The following is a 14,900-nucleotide window of genomic DNA, read 5'->3' as shown; positions in this document are numbered from 1 at the left end:
CGAATGACCTCTTTTTGGACGGAAAAGAAGGGCCAAAACTCTACTTTACAACGGTACTGAAAGAAGGGAAGAGATCACGTTGGCGTCGGTCGCGTCGTTGTTATAGGCATAGTTGTTGGCGCTGGCGCTGCCGTCTTTGATCGTCGCGCTCTCTTCCAGCCCGTTGCTGCTGTTGGCGTCGTCCGGGTCGCTTATCGCTATCTGGCCGGTGGTCAGGTAAGCGGTTTCGCCTTCGGCGATTACGGTGGAGGAGGAGCCGGTTACCACCGGCAGATCGTTCACTGGCGTGACGTAGATGTTCAGCGTCGGCGTCCAGATATCGGTCACCGGGTTGCCGTTAGCATCGAGCGTGGTCAGCCCCGCCGAGACAGAGAACGCCGCGGCGTAGACAAAGGTCTCTCCGCCGTCGTGCTGGAAGCGAATATTGCCGCTGTCGAGGTCGGCCTGCGTAAAGGTGGCGTATTCGCCGAGCGTCACCCAGCTGCCGCCGACATTTTTTTGCAGCTCGCCGCCCGTTGCGCCGTTCGAGAAACCAAGGAAGGTATAGACCACCTGCGAGGCGTCCACGCCCGTGGCGGTGTAGCTCAGGCCCGGCACGCTGGAGAAGTCGCCGCTGGTGCCGTTCAGTACGAGGATGCCGCCTTCTTCCACTTCGCCGCGGGCGTAGCCAGAGGTGAAGTCCACGCCCGCCCAGGTGGAATCGCGGTTGGTAATGGTGGTGACGCGATCCGGAATCGTGCCGGGACCGCCGCCCGTGACCACCGCAAGGCCGATGGTAAAGGTAAAGCTGGTCAGCGTTTCGGTGCCCGGCGTGTACACGCCGCCGATGCGGCTGTAGGTCGTGCCGTCGGCGTTCCAGCGCAGCGCAGTGGTGTTGTCCACCACCACAAAGTTGAAGCTGTCGGTGTCACCCGATGCGCTGGCGCTGGCGTACTGCACGTACTGCACTTTGCCGTCGACGATATCCTGCATGGTGAAGGTGCCGCCGTTTTGCAGGCGGTAGCCGTCCAGCGTCAGGTAACCGTGGGTGAGCTTGCTGTCGTCAACGATAAAGCTGAGGTGGTTATCGGTGGAATCCACGTCGCTTGCGCCGATCATCGCAGACGTAAGGGTGACGGCGTTCGCCAGATCGTCCACCTGCGCGTGCAGCGTTACGTTGTCCAGAGTCGGGTCGTCATCCACCGGGCGCACGGTCAGGGTAATGGTGCCGTCGGTGCTGGCCGGCACGCCGGTGCCGCCGCCCTGGTCGGTGACGCGTACGCCAAAGCTGTCGGTGCCCTGGTTTTCACTGCCGTCGTTAGCATAGGTCAGCAGATTGCGATCGGCATAGTCAAAGGTCTGGCCGACGGTGACGGCGACGCCGTTAAACCAGAGCGTGCCGTGGGTCGGCAGGGCGGTAATGGTGAGAGTCAGCGTTGTGTCGCCCGGATCGCCGCCGCCGTCCGCCTCTATATACTGGCCGACGTTGCCGGTGTTGACCGCATTGTTGGGCTGGCCTTCAAAGACCACGCCGCTGCCGCTAAGGGTCGGCGCCTGGTTCTGCGGGGTAATGTTCAGCGTGACGTGGACGGTATCGGACTGCGCCTTCGGCGTCGCGCCGTCGTTGATGACCGCCGTAAAGCCGTCGGCGGCGTTCTGGTCTGCGCCCGTGGCGGTGTGGACATACTTCACCTTGCCGTCGATCAAATCCTGCTGGGTAAAGATAGAGCCGACGCCCATCCGGTCGCCGTTCAGCGTCAGATAGCCATACTGCGGCAGGTCGGTCAGAGCATAGACAATCTGCACGGGCTGCTGGGTGCCCGCCGTTACTTCCGCATCGATGGCGTTAAGGGTCACGGTGGTGATGACGCTGCCGCCCGATTCGATCTCCGGCACGTTCTGGGTGGCGTCGGCCACGCTTACCGGGTCGTTCGACGGGGTCACGGTCACATCGATGGATTTGCTGGTGCTGACGCCCGCGCTGTCGCGCACCGTGACGTCCAGCTTGCCGCTGGCGCCGGTGTTGCCAAGCTCGACGTCAGCGGAGGTAAAGGTGATGCTGTTAAGCCAGGCCTGCGCTTCGCTGGCAGTGCCGGTCATGGTCAGCGAAGCGTTGCTGGTCTGGCTGTCGCTGAGTTTGCCGATGGCGCTGTTGCTCAGGCTCACCGTGACTATGACGGTTTCGCTGGCGTCCGTGGTGCTGACCTGCCAGCCGCTGAGCGTGGCGGTATCGGCGCCTGCGGCGTTAAGGCTGCTCGACTCGGCGACGGTGATGCCTTTTTCCGGCGCGGTGACTTCCGGCCCGGCCAGCAGGCCGTCGTAATCAAAGGCGAAGGTTTTCGCTTCAATGCTGCCGGTATGGTTTTCCAGCACCCAGTCGCCGGAAAGCGCCGCGCTGCCGGTCATGTCGCTGGAGGCCGCCACGTCCGCCTGAGTCAGTTCGGCGAAGCGGGTGATAAAGGCGTTATCCTGGGCGGAGACGTCGCAGCCGTAAAGCAGGATGTCGCCGCTGTCGCTAAGGCTCGCGCCGATAGCGCTGAGCTGTGAAGACCACGCCGAGAGGTTGTCCGCCGTCAGCACATCGGTGCCAAGCGTAATGGCGTCGGACGCGCCGTGGCTCAGAATATGAATGGCGGAAATATTGGTTTCGCCTTTCAGCGCGTCGGCAAGCTGGCTCAGACCCGAGCTGTTTTCATCGATAATCACCACCTGGCTGCCCTGCGGCACCTGGTCCACCAGCGACTGCCAGCCGGAGATATGCTGGTCTATTACATAGACTTCGCTGGCGGCGCTGCCCGGTTTTTCGCTTGCGGCGTCGGCTGTGGCGGCGTGGGGAATATCCAGCGCCTTCGCGGGTTCGGTGGCGCTTTCATGGTGCACCAGATCGCTTGCCGATGCCTCATGGATGGCGGTTTCAGCCAGAGCGGCTCCATCAAAAAGCTGGCGAGACTCAAGAGCAAAACGATGCGCACGCGGACGTAAACGACGGTTCTTTATTGTAGTCATAGGTTTACTGCTCTTAAAAAATAGAGTGACTGGATAAATATTCTGAGTTCAGCGTTGCCAGGAGCGTACACCATGTCGCCAGGCCAGAGGAGGGCAAACAGGGGATATATTCATCGAAATTATCGAATGGACGCTTAGCGCTCGAAGAATAAATAAATCTTAAAGGACAAACAAGACAGCGCCCCGCCAGCCCTGAAAAAACCAATACGACGAAAGGCTTAACCGTAAGCAAAATTTTATAATTAATTTCATTAACTTAGCATTTGAATACTTTTAAAACAACTCGCTTTTAGGGTAATGACTCCAACTTATTGATAGTGTTTTATGTTCAGATAATGCCCGATGACTTTGTCATGCAGCTCCACCGATTTTGAGAACGACAGCGACTTCCGTCCCAGCCGTGCCAGGTGCTGCCTCAGATTCAGGTTATGCCGCTCAATTCGCTGCGTATATCGCTTGCTGATTACGTGCAGCTTTCCCTTCAGGCGGGATTCATACAGCGGCCAGCCATCCGTCATCCATACCACGACCTCAAAGGCCGACAGCAGGCTCAGAAGACGCTCCAGTGTGGCCAGAGTGCGTTCACCGAAGACGTGCGCCACAACCGTCCTCCGTATCCTGTCATACGCGTAAAACAGCCAGCGCTGACGTGATTTAGCACCGACGTAGCCCCACTGTTCGTCCATTTCAGCGCAGACAATCACATCACTGCCCGGCTGTATGCGCGAGGTTACCGACTGCGGCCTGAGTTTTTTAAGTGACGTAAAATCGTGTTGAGGCCAACGCCCATAATGCGGGCGGTTGCCCGGCATCCAACACCATTCATGGCCATATCAATGATTTTCTGGTGTGTACCGGGTTGAGAAGCGGTGTAAGTGAACTGCAGTTGCCATGTTTTACGGCAGTGAGAGCAGAGATAGCGCTGATGTCCGGCAGTACTTTTACCGTTACGCACCACGCCTTCAGTAGCTGAGCAGGAGGGACAACTGATGGAGATGGAAGCCACGGGAGCACCTCAAAAACACCATCATACACTAAATCAGTAAGTTGGCAGCATCACCCGATTTTTGCTCATATATCAGTGTTAATGCGACAAAGCCCTACACCTTACAATTTACTTTGCCGTCCCTGTAACAGCCTGAAGTGATGCTAGGTAATTTTATACCGGTGTAGTGATAAAGAAACAGAGTTCAAATGGCATCATAGCACCGGTAATTAAACCTACTGATGACGCCGGATATATGGTCGCAAACCGTATCGAACCATTTCTTGCATTACCCGGGGCGTCCATAAATGGATCATTAATTCAAGACACTTCTAAATCCTGTTAATGTTAAACAATGAACATGAGGTGATCAACTTCTGTAAAGGCACATGTTGGTGTGCCTCCTTTTACTTGTGATGAGTAAGGAAAAACGGCATTGGCTTTCTTCAGGCTCTAAGCCTTACAGAATCAATCACCACCTCCCCAAGAAGGGGTTTAGGGGTGATAGTAAAAAATCCACGCATTTGCGTGGATTTTATTATCCGGCTTAACCTACTGACGCTCAGTAACCGCCGCAGGTTTTTCGCAAGGAAGATGAGGCGACACTAGTTGACGGTAGAGCCATGCTCCGAGCAAAGCACCGACAACAGGTGCGCAGAGCGGGACAAGGAAATAAGGGATATTGAATCCACCGGTAAAGGCTACTTTTCCCCAGCCGGCAAGCGCAGCAAAGATTTTCGGGCCCAGGTCGCGCGCAGGATTCAGGGCAAAGCCGGTTAACGGCCCCATGGATGCACCAATAACCGCAATCAGTAAACCAATTAACAACGGTGCCAGCGGCCCGCGTGGGATCCCATTGCCATCATCAGATAGCGCCATAATCATCGCCATCATAATAGCAGTGATGACCATTTCCACTGCGAATGCCTGAACCAGTCCGAGATGGATATTGGGATAGGTAGAAAAAACCCCCGCCAGTTGCAGGCTTTCAATACCTCCTCGCACCATATTGTGCGCCTGTTCATAGTCGATAAACAGGCTGGAATACAAACCGTAAACTAGCGCCGCACCAAAGAATGCACCAACTATCTGAGCCACGATATAAGGCAATACTTTGCGTTGTTCAAAGCAGGCAAACAACCAGAATGCCAGCGTCACCGCCGGGTTTAGATGCGCACCAGAAATTCCGGCGGTCAGATAAATAGCCATCGCGACGCCTAAGCCCCAAATCACACTGATTTCCCATTGGCCAAAATTGGCTCCAGCCACCTTTAGCGCTGCCACACACCCGACACCGAAGAAGACCAGCAACCCGGTGCCCAGCATTTCAGCAATACATTGCCCTTTTAAACTTGATGTCTGACTCATGATTGGATCCTGCTGTAGATACAAAGGAAGATTAAAATTGTGGCCTCAGGCTTCCAGCGGAAGTACCAGTCCAGTAGCTACCGCATTACGCGGTCCTTCTGTGCCACGAATATTGCCCTGCCCGGCAACAACGCCGTAATGGGAAAGGGCTTCCGTAATAAGCTGCGGAATTTCAAAATCCAGCGAGGAACCGCCCACCAATACCACAAAATCAATATCGCGAATGGAGCCTCCTGGCGAGACCTGACGTAATGCACGAAGGCAGTTGGTGACAAAGACTTTCTGTTTTGCCTGGCGGCGCACCAGCCGGATTTTTTCCAGTGAGGTATGGTTTTCAATAGGCACCAAGGTGCCTGCTTTGATGTAAACTACTTTGGCAAAAACCGACGGACTCAACGGTTCGCGGAAGAACTCCACCGCACCATTTTCGTGACGAATACTGAACAGACTTTCCACTTTGGCGAGCGGATATTTTTTGATCTCTTCTGCGAGGTATAAATCACTCAATCCCAGTTCGGTTTTAATCAGCAAACTCACCATATTGCCAGCCCCGGCAAGGTGGACTGATTTCACCTGTCGGGAACCATTGATGGTCGCCGCATCGGTTGAGCCCGCACCAAGGTCGAGGATCGCCAAAGGTGCAGCGCTGCCAGGCGTAGTCAGCGCACCGGCAATCGCCATATTGGCTTCTACTCCCCCCACTTCCACATGGGTATTCAGTTTCAGGCTCAATTCGCGGGCAATGACTTCCATTTGCAGGCGGTCTGATTTCACCATCGCGGCGATCCCAACGGCATTTTCCATTGAAAACTCACCGGCGATCCCCCCCTGAACCTTACGGGGAATAAACGTGTCCACTGCCAGCAAGTCCTGAATGAAAATCTCATCAGCACCGTGTCCACTCAAAGAAGCCATCACCTGACGAACGCGTTCAAGCATGCCTCCCGCGTGGGTTCCGGACTCACCTTTTATATCCAGAATTGGCGCACAACCGTTTACCGCTTGCATGATGATCTCTGCGCCACTAGTCACATCCGCTTGCGCGTTGCGTTTCTCCCCGCGGATAAAGAGGTTCCCCGCTGGAATAACCCGTGATTTCACATCACCTTTTGGCGTTTTCAGTACCACAGCGGAACGGTTACCAATCAATGCCCTGGCAACCGGGACAATCATCTGGGTTTCTTGCGGGCTAAGATTGAAAAAAGTCGCAATACCATAGGGATTTGAAAGCACAGAGATAACCTGCCCCGTCGCAGCCACTTCTACCGCCGCCTGCACCCCTTCAGGCACCTGCTCAAGCAACGTTACCTCATCAACAATAGGTAATGTCCGCGATAAGCGGTTATGGACTAGCACGCCATCGTCTTGTTGCAGGATCACCGCGACAATATTAATCCCTCGCTCCAGAGCCGCATTCAGTTGCCAAGCAACATCCAGGAAATCCACCCGGCTGTTGATAAGCGGGATCCAGCCTTTGTCATACTCAGGGCAATCGACATCAACCAGCTTTTCCAGTGCAATGGTCGTCCCCACACCAATCCCCTCACCGCCTGGCGTTTGGGGGTTGTGACCAATCATAGTGGACTCGGTGATGATGGTTTCAGTGATGGTTTCCATCGCCACATCACCGATAACCGGTGCCGCTTCATTGAGGCGGATTAACGCCACCTCATTTTGAGCGCGCCCGGCTTTTTCCAGTGCATGTTCCAGTGCAGCTATCACCCCTGGAATGTTTTCCCTGGTACCTTTTGTTCCGGTGGTTGAGACAATCCCGCTGGTCAAAAATCGGGAGCCATGTTCGCCGGACTCGGCCAACGCCACCTCAGTAGTGGCGTTGCCAATATCAATCCCCGCTATTAATGCCATAAACGTTTTACCCTTAGCCTGCTTTACGCAGCTTGTCGCGTTGCTGGTAAACCTCTGCGGCTTCGCGGATAAAAGTCGCATTTACTGTTGCCTGGTAGCGCGTTTCCAGCTCGTCCGCAATCGCCAGCAACTCTGCGACCGTTGAACGGAAAGGACGCAAAGCATTGTAGATTTCCAGAATTCGGGCATCAGGGATCGCGATCAGCTCCCCCGCCCGACGCAAATTGCGCGCAATAGCATGGCGATGCATTTGTTCGGCAATTTGTGCCTGATATTCAAGGGTCTGTCGGGAGATACGCACATCCTGCGGGCCAATTTTTCCGGCGAGCACATTTTCCAGGGTGATATCCGTTAATGGCTTTCCCGTCGGCGTTTGAATACGTTCAGGGCAGCGCGTAGCAAGGGGGTAATCCTCAACGGTCATTGGTTTATTGTTCATTGTTCCTCCCGGGAAATTTCGATGTGCAGAGTGACAGGCTTCGCATTCGGCACCACATGTTTGGTCTCTTTGATATGGAACAATGCCGCTTTAGCCATAAATTTAGGGCGTACCATCTGGTCGTTAACCACCGGTACGGGTGACGGAGATTCCCGTTTCGCGTAGCGGGCCGCGTTTTTACCAATCTGGCGGTAAGTGGCGAGCGTCAGTAACGGGGCTTGTGAAAACAGTTCGAGGTTACTCAATGGCAGTAAATCGCGCTGATGGATGACCGTCGTCCCCTTAGACTGGATCCCAATCCCAATACCGGAACCACTTAAGTTTGCGGCATCCCAGGACATAAACGAAACATCCGATGTGCGCAGAACACGCACCACTCGAGCATGAAGCCCCTCTTCTTCCACACCCGCCACCAGCTCTTTAATAATCGCTTCGTGAGGCATGTCGATAAGCGTCTTATGTTGGTGCTTATCAAATGCAGGCCCCACCGCAATGACCACTTCATCCACACGCTCGCCTGTAGTTGCAACCTCTCCTTCCACCAGATTCAGAGTGAACACCGGCGCTTTCTTGACGTTATTTTCCATTGTCGGTCTTCCTTTATTCAATGGTGTTTGGTTGGATGACAGTGGCGATATTTTTAATCTCTTCCCAACGCTCTGGTGAGATGCGATAGCCGGTGCCCGGCCCTTGGTAATCGTTGATGTCGTTGATGGCACTCACCACGTCAAACTGGTGGTCAAGGATGGCAGAGGTTTGCAGGTAGTCCCCGGTGACACGCTGGCGCAGCATATTGAGAATGTTGCTGGCAATGTCTTCAAAACCGCTGCAACTCAGCGCTTTCACAATGTCCAGCCCGGTAATATTGCGCTTCATCATTTCTTCAACCGCACTCAGATCCTCCACCACATTACGCGGTGGCATATCTTTGCTGCCGTGGGCATAGGTTGCTGCGGTGACTTCTTCATCCGTAATTACCGGTAATCCCAACTCGCGGAATACTGCCTGGATAGCTTGGGCCGCTTTTTGGCGAATGGCGATGGTCTCTTCTTCGGTCACGGGACGCAGCCCGCCATCTACCATCAAATCGCGCTGTAGGATGTTGTAATCGTCGAAGTCTTCCGCATCAAAGTTCGAGCCCGCGAACATGTTGTCGTAGTTCGGCACAGCACTGTAACCGGAGAAAATAAAGTCAGTACCCGGCAACATCTGCATCAGCGTACGGGCGGTTCGGCGAATATCCGAATGGGAGAAGGTTTGATCATTGCCCGAAGCCACTTCCAGATCCAGCATCGAGGCAATCAGGTTTTCGGCTAATACAGCGCGGATCCCCGAAGGCACCGCTCCCGTCATACCAATGCAGCTCACGGCACCATTTTGCAGCCCCTGAACTCCTGCACCTTTAGTGATAAAAATGCAGCGAGATTCTAGATACAGCATCGATTTACTTTCTGCGTATCCCATCAATGCTTCAGAGCCAGTGCCCGACGTATAACGCATTTTCAATCCGCGGGAAGCATAAGCGGAGGCAAGAAACGCTTTGGACCATGGGGTATCATCTCCATCGGTAAATACCGGTTCTGTTCCGTACACCGATACTGTTTCTGCGTAGCTGGTCAAGCCACGCATACCCAACTCCAGCTCCGTAGCCTCTTCCACAGAACACTGGGTGAGCACGCCAGGGCGTCCACATTGGGAACCGACCAGCAACGCCAGGGCATTAAATGGCGCGTAACGGGCAATACCCACCGTGGTTTCCTGTTCTGAAAAACCACGGATCCCCGCTTCTGCTGCATCTGCGGCAATCTGGACCGGATTATCTTTGAGATTGGTAACATGGCATTGGTTAGACGGGGTGCGTCTGGCGCGCATTTTCTGCAACGCCATCATCATCTCGACCACGTTCATATGAGTCATTACTTCGACTGCTTTAGCTGGGGTAATAGCTGTGGTGACTTTAATAATCTCGGCACGACTCACGTGGATGTCCACCAGCATGCGCGCAATATCCAGCGAATCCAGCGCCATGGCTCGTTCAGTTTCGGCAATGTTGATGGCGTAATCGGCGATAAAGCGGTCGATCATGTCAAACTCGGCGCGCTGCTTACTGTCCAGCTCTACAATCAATCCGTCGACTACTTTAATGGAAGAGCATGGGTCCCACGGGCTTCCCATTGCAATCAAGCCTTCTTCTGGCCATTCGCCGATCAGGCCATCCTGATTCACGGGGCGTTGGGCGAGAACCTCAAATCGTTTTGATCTTTTCATCATATTTTGGCTCAAAGGATAAGTGTGACACCCAGGGCTAATGCCCCCGGCGGTAATTGCCGAAAATTTAAGATGAATAACGTGATATAAAAACAAAATTAATTACGTTTCATTATGGCACGTATTTTTATTGCCAGGTTTCATAACGAAACAGCAAGAATTAACTTTTCAAAGAAATGTGACCCTAATCCTTACTTATTCCAGAAAACAACCAAAAATATAACCACAGAATTAATTTTCACTATTTTTGGCACTATTGACTTCATGTCCAATTGAGTAAAAATAGAATGAAAATGTAAGGCGAGAATATAAATAACCTTCACAATAATTTATCGACAACCTATTTAATTAATCCATCCGGCCCTGGTAAGGCCGTTAGAATACTATTATCAGGAGATCACATGAAAAAAAGTCATACCGCTGGCAATGTCAGCCTCGCTATCGCGAAAAAAATGGCTGAAGCTGTAGAGCAATCCGCATTGGAAATGCACGTGCCAGTCGTGTTCTCCGTGGTGGATGGTGGTGCAAACACCCTACTGGTACAGCGGATGGATCAAGCTTTTATCACCAGTTACGAGATTGCGCTAAACAAAGCCTGGACAGCGTGCTGCCTGAAAAAACCTACTCATGAAATCACTCATGATGTCCAACCGGGGCAATCTCTTTACGGTTTACAACTTTCTAACCAACAGCGCATTGTTATTTTCGGTGGCGGTTTCCCTATTATTGAAAATGGTCAAGTTATTGGTGCTGTTGGTGTCAGCGGCGGCACCGTAGAGCAAGATATTCAATTAGCAGTTGTCGCGCTTAATTGTTTCTCTCAAAATTAATATTATTTCCTCAGCAATTTATGAAGGTTTATTATGAGCAATCGCATATATGATTACCTGGTTCCAAATGTGAACTTTTTCGGCCCTAATTCAGTCTCTGTCGTAGGGAAACGCTGCGAATTATTAGGGGGTAAAAAAGCACTCCTGGTGACGGATAAAGGTTTACGTGCAATTAAAGATGGTGCAGTGGATCAAACCGTAAAATATCTGCGCGAATCTGGCATCAACGTGGTTATTTTTGATGGCGTAGAACCCAATCCGAAAGATACTAACGTTCGCGATGGACTCGCTGTTTTCCAGAAAGAGCAATGCGACGTGATTGTTACCGTTGGTGGCGGTAGTCCTCATGACTGCGGTAAAGGGATTGGCATTGCTGCGACGCATCCGGGAGATCTCTACAGCTACGCAGGTATTGAAACGCTGGAGAATCCATTGCCACCGATTATTGCCGTGAATACCACCGCCGGTACAGCCAGTGAAGTGACTCGCCATTGTGTGTTGACCAACACCAAAACCAAAGTGAAGTTTGTGATTGTGAGCTGGCGTAACCTGCCTTCGGTTTCGATTAACGACCCACTATTGATGGTTGGCAAGCCAGCAGGTCTTACCGCGGCAACAGGTATGGATGCGTTAACCCACGCAGTAGAAGCTTATATCTCAAAAGATGCCAACCCGGTTACCGACGCCTCCGCTATTCAGGCGATTAAACTGATTGCGACCAACCTGCGTCAAGCTGTGGCCTTAGGCACCAATCTGGTTGCGCGCGAAAATATGGCCTGCGCTTCCCTACTGGCTGGCATGGCATTCAATAACGCGAATCTCGGTTATGTTCACGCCATGGCTCACCAGTTAGGCGGCCTTTACGATATGCCGCACGGTGTGGCAAATGCGGTTTTACTGCCTCACGTCGCACGATATAACTTGATTGCCAATCCAGAAAAATTCGCCGACATCGCACAATTTATGGGTGAGAACACCACGGGTTTATCAACAATGGATGCGGCTGAACTCGCCATCAACGCGATTGCACGTCTTTCTGCAGATGTGGGTATTCCGCAGCACCTGTGCGATTTAGGCGTTAAAGAATCTGACTTCCCATACATGGCTGAAATGGCATTGAAAGACGGAAATGCTTTCTCTAACCCGCGAAAAGGTAATGAAAAAGACATTGTTGAAATCTTCCGTCAGGCGTTCTGATGATTCAATGGGCCGCCTGTTCGGCCCATTTTTTAACTCCTTATATTCACTCGTCATGGAGCCAACTTCATGCAGAATCCTGGCATTCCTAAACCGCCTGCCGTGCATCTGTTTTACGATGAAAAGATAATCAGCAATGGCATTATTTTTCAGATTTGTATGGGGCTGGAAGAACAAGGTATACCTTGCCAGACCACGTTGCAAAACACCGGGGAAAGCGCACTCCAGCTCGGTCAGCGCGCAGCGCGTAGCTCCGCATTACGTGTGGGGTTGGGGGTCAGTGCCTTGGGTGAAACAGTGTTAACTCATGCCCAATTGCCCATCGACCAGGCGCTGCGGAGCTGCCCGCCTGAGAGCAGTTTGCGTAAGCTGCGCAACATTGGCGCGAATGCCGGGCAACTGGTCAAAGTGATCCCTTTTAGTGAGGCAACTTAACGATGTATCACATTTATACCCGTACCGGAGACAAGGGAACCACCGCCCTGTTTGGTGGTAGCCGAATCAATAAAGACGATATCCGGGTGGAAGCTTACGGCACCGTTGATGCGCTAATTTCTCAACTTGGCGTCTGTTATGCCGCCAGCAAAATCACGCCGTTGCGCCAGTCTCTGCATAAGATTCAGGAAGACTTGTTTATTGTCGGAGCAGAACTGGCCAGCGATGCCAAAGGCGCAGCTCGGTTAACTCGTGTCATTGAAGCTGAAGATATTAGCGAGCTGGAACAGCTGATTGACCAGAACATGACGATAACCGGCCCATTGAAAGCGTTTGTGATTCCTGGGAAAAACATGGCTTCAGCACAATTGCATGTCGCCCGTACGTTAGCTCGCCAGCTCGAGCGCATCCTGGTGGCCATGGATCGCGACATCCCATTGCGTGATGCACTGAAGGGTTACATTAATCGGCTGTCTGATGCGCTGTTTTCTATGGCTCGCCTGGAAGAGTGCCATCCAGAACCGCAATTTAGTCCAGATGTTTACGCTTAAACTGACTGGCATCAATATCGTATTGCTTCATTTTACGCCACAAAGTCGTGCGGCCAATATTAAGCAAATGAGACATCTCCTGCACTCGGCCACTGGTGACTCTGGCCGCATGAATAATGGCCTCTTTCTCGATGGCGGAGAATGTCAGACTGGCAGGCAGCAATGAGGAATTACTTCTGTCGCCAGGGCGTTCGCTAAACAAGTGGGCAGGAAGATTGCTCAGGCGAATGCGGCCATGCTCACTGCTGATGGCAATATTTTCAATCACGCTGTTTAGCTCAAAATCATTACCCGGCCAGGAATATGCCACCAGTTGCGCCAGAGCATCGTCATCGACTTTCAGGCGAGAAGAAAAACGCCGCTCCAGGCTGTGTAGCCGATTGTGTACTAACGATGGAATGCTGTTCGCTCGCTCACGCAGAGGGGGAATAACAATCTCAAAGGAGTGTAATGCGTAATAAAGTTGGCGGCTAAAACGGTTCTGTTCCACCAGATTCCCAAGTTCAACCGTCGTGGTGGCGATGACTTTCACATCGACGGGAATAAGACGACGGGCATCAAGGCGCGTCAGAACACCCTGTTTGATCACCTGCAATAACGTTGACTGAAGTTCTGGTGCCAGATATTCAATTTTCTCAAGAAAAAGGGTTCCGCCATTAGCCAGTTCTAACCGACTTAATCGCCCATTTTCGTCGCTATTTGGCGCACTTCCCATAAAATCCAGCCCCAGACCACTGTCTGCATATAACTGGCAATTTACGGCAATATAGGGGCCACCAGCGCGCTCACTTTCATTATGAATAGCCTGAGCAATCAGCTCTTTTCCCACGCCCTCTTCCCCACACAGCAGCACGGGGAACCCCCCTCTCGCCGCCTGGCGACCAAAGTGAATTAAACGGCGAGTTTCAGGATCATCAGCCGACATTTGCTCAAAGGTGTGGCTCACTTTGCCCAGTTGGCTGGTCATTAACTGACGCATCTGTTCAACCGGGTGGAGCAACAAGATAAAACTGTTGCCCTGCTCTTCAACGATGGGCTTCAGAGTAATTACCGCATCAATAAACTGATGCTGGCTTTCAAATGTCACTTCAGCGTGGTTTAGCGCTTTGGCATGTTTAATCGCCCGGCGCAGCAAAGCCGGGAGCGTAAGCAGTTCACTGATATTTTTCCCCTGGCTGACCTGATTATCCAGATGAAGCATGTTTGCTGCCTGCACATTAAGAAATTGCAAAACGCCTTGTTCATTCCACGCCATCACCCCGTCGTCCATACTTTCCAGCAGGCCGTACATCTGGTTCAGATGGCGGTTAGATTCGGCAAGCAAACTGTCGGTTAAGAGTGAGTTCCCGACTTCTCTGGCAATTGCGAGAGTCAGCGACAAGTCTGCTGGTGTTGCCTCGGTGGTTCGGCAACACAATGCTATCGATCCAAAAAGCCGCCCGTTGTTATCAAACACCGGTGTTGAGCAAAATGACCACGGAAACAACGCCTGTTTAAAATGTTGCTCGCCGTGGGTTTTTATCGGCTGCCCCTGCATAGCCGCCAGCGAAAGGGCACAACTCCCAATAATGCTTTCCGCACAATAACTCCCGGCACGAAACCCCAACGTTTTTAGCTGCTCCAGGGTTTCAGGGTGTCCACAGCGGCTGAGGATGCAAGCTGACTCATCGAGAATAATTAACGCACAGGCGCGGCTATCCATAAACTCCCAGGCATCTTCCAGAGCGGCTTGAGCAATAGTCAGCAGCGCGGTTTTACGACGACAGATGGACTCAAAAGTTAGCCCCTGAGCCTGGTGAGGGATACCCCATGTTTCCCGCTGCATAATTTTCCCGCAACGATGCCAGGATTGAGCGATAAAGGAGGAAACTTCCTGTTCGGTTTTTTGATTCTGCATAGTCATAGCCTGTTTTAGCCCCAGCAACGGGTGCCGACTCCGGCTGCCATAAGGGCAAAAATGCCCCCGCCGAAAGGCG

Annotated in this window: 12 protein-coding genes; 4 read left to right on the top strand and 8 right to left on the bottom strand. The window is 52.5% G+C overall.

Features of this window, described 5'->3' with window-relative positions:
* Positions 1-45: 45 nt before the first annotated feature.
* The 7 genes from HU019_RS14360 to HU019_RS14330 all read right to left on the bottom strand — a co-directional run bounded on the left by HU019_RS14360 (position 46) and on the right by HU019_RS14330 (position 9,911).
* Positions 46-2,985 (bottom strand): DUF4347 domain-containing protein, encoded by a 2,940-nt coding sequence (locus HU019_RS14360; protein WP_227739446.1) that lies wholly within the window; start codon positions 2,983-2,985, stop codon positions 46-48.
* Between the two features lie 308 nt (positions 2,986-3,293).
* Positions 3,294-3,991 (bottom strand): IS1 family transposase gene (locus HU019_RS14355; protein ID WP_223216367.1). Its coding sequence is split into 2 segments (ribosomal slippage): positions 3,294-3,742 and positions 3,742-3,991, totalling 699 coding nucleotides; the frame shifts between segments, so codons are not numbered across the junction.
* Positions 3,992-4,522: 531 nt separating this feature from the next.
* Entirely contained in the window at positions 4,523-5,338 is an 816-nt protein-coding gene (locus tag HU019_RS14350) for an MIP/aquaporin family protein (RefSeq protein ID WP_095283445.1), read from the bottom strand.
* Positions 5,339-5,383: 45 nt separating this feature from the next.
* Positions 5,384-7,204 (bottom strand): diol dehydratase reactivase subunit alpha, encoded by a 1,821-nt coding sequence (locus HU019_RS14345; protein WP_095283446.1) that lies wholly within the window; start codon positions 7,202-7,204, stop codon positions 5,384-5,386.
* Between the two features lie 13 nt (positions 7,205-7,217).
* Positions 7,218-7,643 (bottom strand): diol dehydratase small subunit, encoded by a 426-nt coding sequence (locus tag HU019_RS14340; RefSeq protein WP_095283447.1) that lies wholly within the window; start codon positions 7,641-7,643, stop codon positions 7,218-7,220.
* Positions 7,640-8,230, bottom strand: a complete 591-nt coding sequence (locus HU019_RS14335; protein WP_095283448.1) for a propanediol/glycerol family dehydratase medium subunit — start codon at positions 8,228-8,230, stop codon at positions 7,640-7,642. Before HU019_RS14335 ends, HU019_RS14340 begins: the two co-directional genes overlap by 4 nt.
* Before the next feature lie 13 nt (positions 8,231-8,243).
* Positions 8,244-9,911 (bottom strand): propanediol/glycerol family dehydratase large subunit, encoded by a 1,668-nt coding sequence (locus HU019_RS14330; protein WP_095284383.1) that lies wholly within the window; start codon positions 9,909-9,911, stop codon positions 8,244-8,246.
* A 401-nt stretch (positions 9,912-10,312) separates the two neighbouring features.
* Here HU019_RS14330 and HU019_RS14325 point away from each other — a divergent pair, with 401 nt between their 5' ends.
* From HU019_RS14325 to HU019_RS14310, 4 genes are all read left to right on the top strand, one after another.
* Positions 10,313-10,741 (top strand): GlcG/HbpS family heme-binding protein, encoded by a 429-nt coding sequence (locus HU019_RS14325; RefSeq protein ID WP_095283449.1) that lies wholly within the window; start codon positions 10,313-10,315, stop codon positions 10,739-10,741.
* 33 nt (positions 10,742-10,774) lie between these two features.
* Complete coding sequence (gene dhaT, locus HU019_RS14320) at positions 10,775-11,938, top strand: 1,3-propanediol dehydrogenase (RefSeq protein ID WP_095283450.1); 1,164 nt, start codon at positions 10,775-10,777, stop codon at positions 11,936-11,938.
* A 69-nt stretch (positions 11,939-12,007) separates the two neighbouring features.
* Positions 12,008-12,373, top strand: a complete 366-nt coding sequence (locus tag HU019_RS14315) for a glycerol dehydratase reactivase beta/small subunit family protein (protein ID WP_095283451.1) — start codon at positions 12,008-12,010, stop codon at positions 12,371-12,373.
* Positions 12,374-12,375: 2 nt separating this feature from the next.
* Complete coding sequence (locus HU019_RS14310) at positions 12,376-12,924, top strand: cob(I)yrinic acid a,c-diamide adenosyltransferase (RefSeq protein ID WP_095283452.1); 549 nt, start codon at positions 12,376-12,378, stop codon at positions 12,922-12,924.
* Here the strand turns inward: HU019_RS14310 and dhaR are convergent.
* Positions 12,902-14,827: a dihydroxyacetone kinase operon transcriptional regulator DhaR gene (gene dhaR / locus HU019_RS14305; protein ID WP_095283453.1), complete on the bottom strand. Its 1,926-nt coding sequence runs from the start codon at positions 14,825-14,827 to the stop codon at positions 12,902-12,904. The two genes, HU019_RS14310 and dhaR, sit on opposite strands and share 23 nt — an antisense overlap.
* Positions 14,828-14,900 lie beyond the last annotated feature (73 nt).

The organism is Yersinia artesiana (assembly GCF_902726545.1).
Lineage (GTDB): Bacteria > Pseudomonadota > Gammaproteobacteria > Enterobacterales > Enterobacteriaceae > Yersinia > Yersinia artesiana.
The sequence above is the reverse complement of the archived record's forward strand: the minus strand, read 5'-3'. Positions and strand labels throughout refer to the sequence as shown.

Coding starts and splice junctions, on each gene's coding strand:
- HU019_RS14340 (WP_095283447.1), bottom strand. CDS start 7,643: ATGAACAATAAACCAATGACCGTTGAGGATTACCCCCTTGCTACGCGC.
- dhaT (WP_095283450.1), top strand. CDS start 10,775: ATGAGCAATCGCATATATGATTACCTGGTTCCAAATGTGAACTTTTTC.
- HU019_RS14325 (WP_095283449.1), top strand. CDS start 10,313: ATGAAAAAAAGTCATACCGCTGGCAATGTCAGCCTCGCTATCGCGAAA.
- dhaR (WP_095283453.1), bottom strand. CDS start 14,827: ATGACTATGCAGAATCAAAAAACCGAACAGGAAGTTTCCTCCTTTATC.
- HU019_RS14360 (WP_227739446.1), bottom strand. CDS start 2,985: ATGACTACAATAAAGAACCGTCGTTTACGTCCGCGTGCGCATCGTTTT.
- HU019_RS14345 (WP_095283446.1), bottom strand. CDS start 7,204: ATGGCATTAATAGCGGGGATTGATATTGGCAACGCCACTACTGAGGTG.
- HU019_RS14315 (WP_095283451.1), top strand. CDS start 12,008: ATGCAGAATCCTGGCATTCCTAAACCGCCTGCCGTGCATCTGTTTTAC.
- HU019_RS14330 (WP_095284383.1), bottom strand. CDS start 9,911: ATGAAAAGATCAAAACGATTTGAGGTTCTCGCCCAACGCCCCGTGAAT.
- HU019_RS14335 (WP_095283448.1), bottom strand. CDS start 8,230: ATGGAAAATAACGTCAAGAAAGCGCCGGTGTTCACTCTGAATCTGGTG.
- HU019_RS14350 (WP_095283445.1), bottom strand. CDS start 5,338: ATGAGTCAGACATCAAGTTTAAAAGGGCAATGTATTGCTGAAATGCTG.
- HU019_RS14310 (WP_095283452.1), top strand. CDS start 12,376: ATGTATCACATTTATACCCGTACCGGAGACAAGGGAACCACCGCCCTG.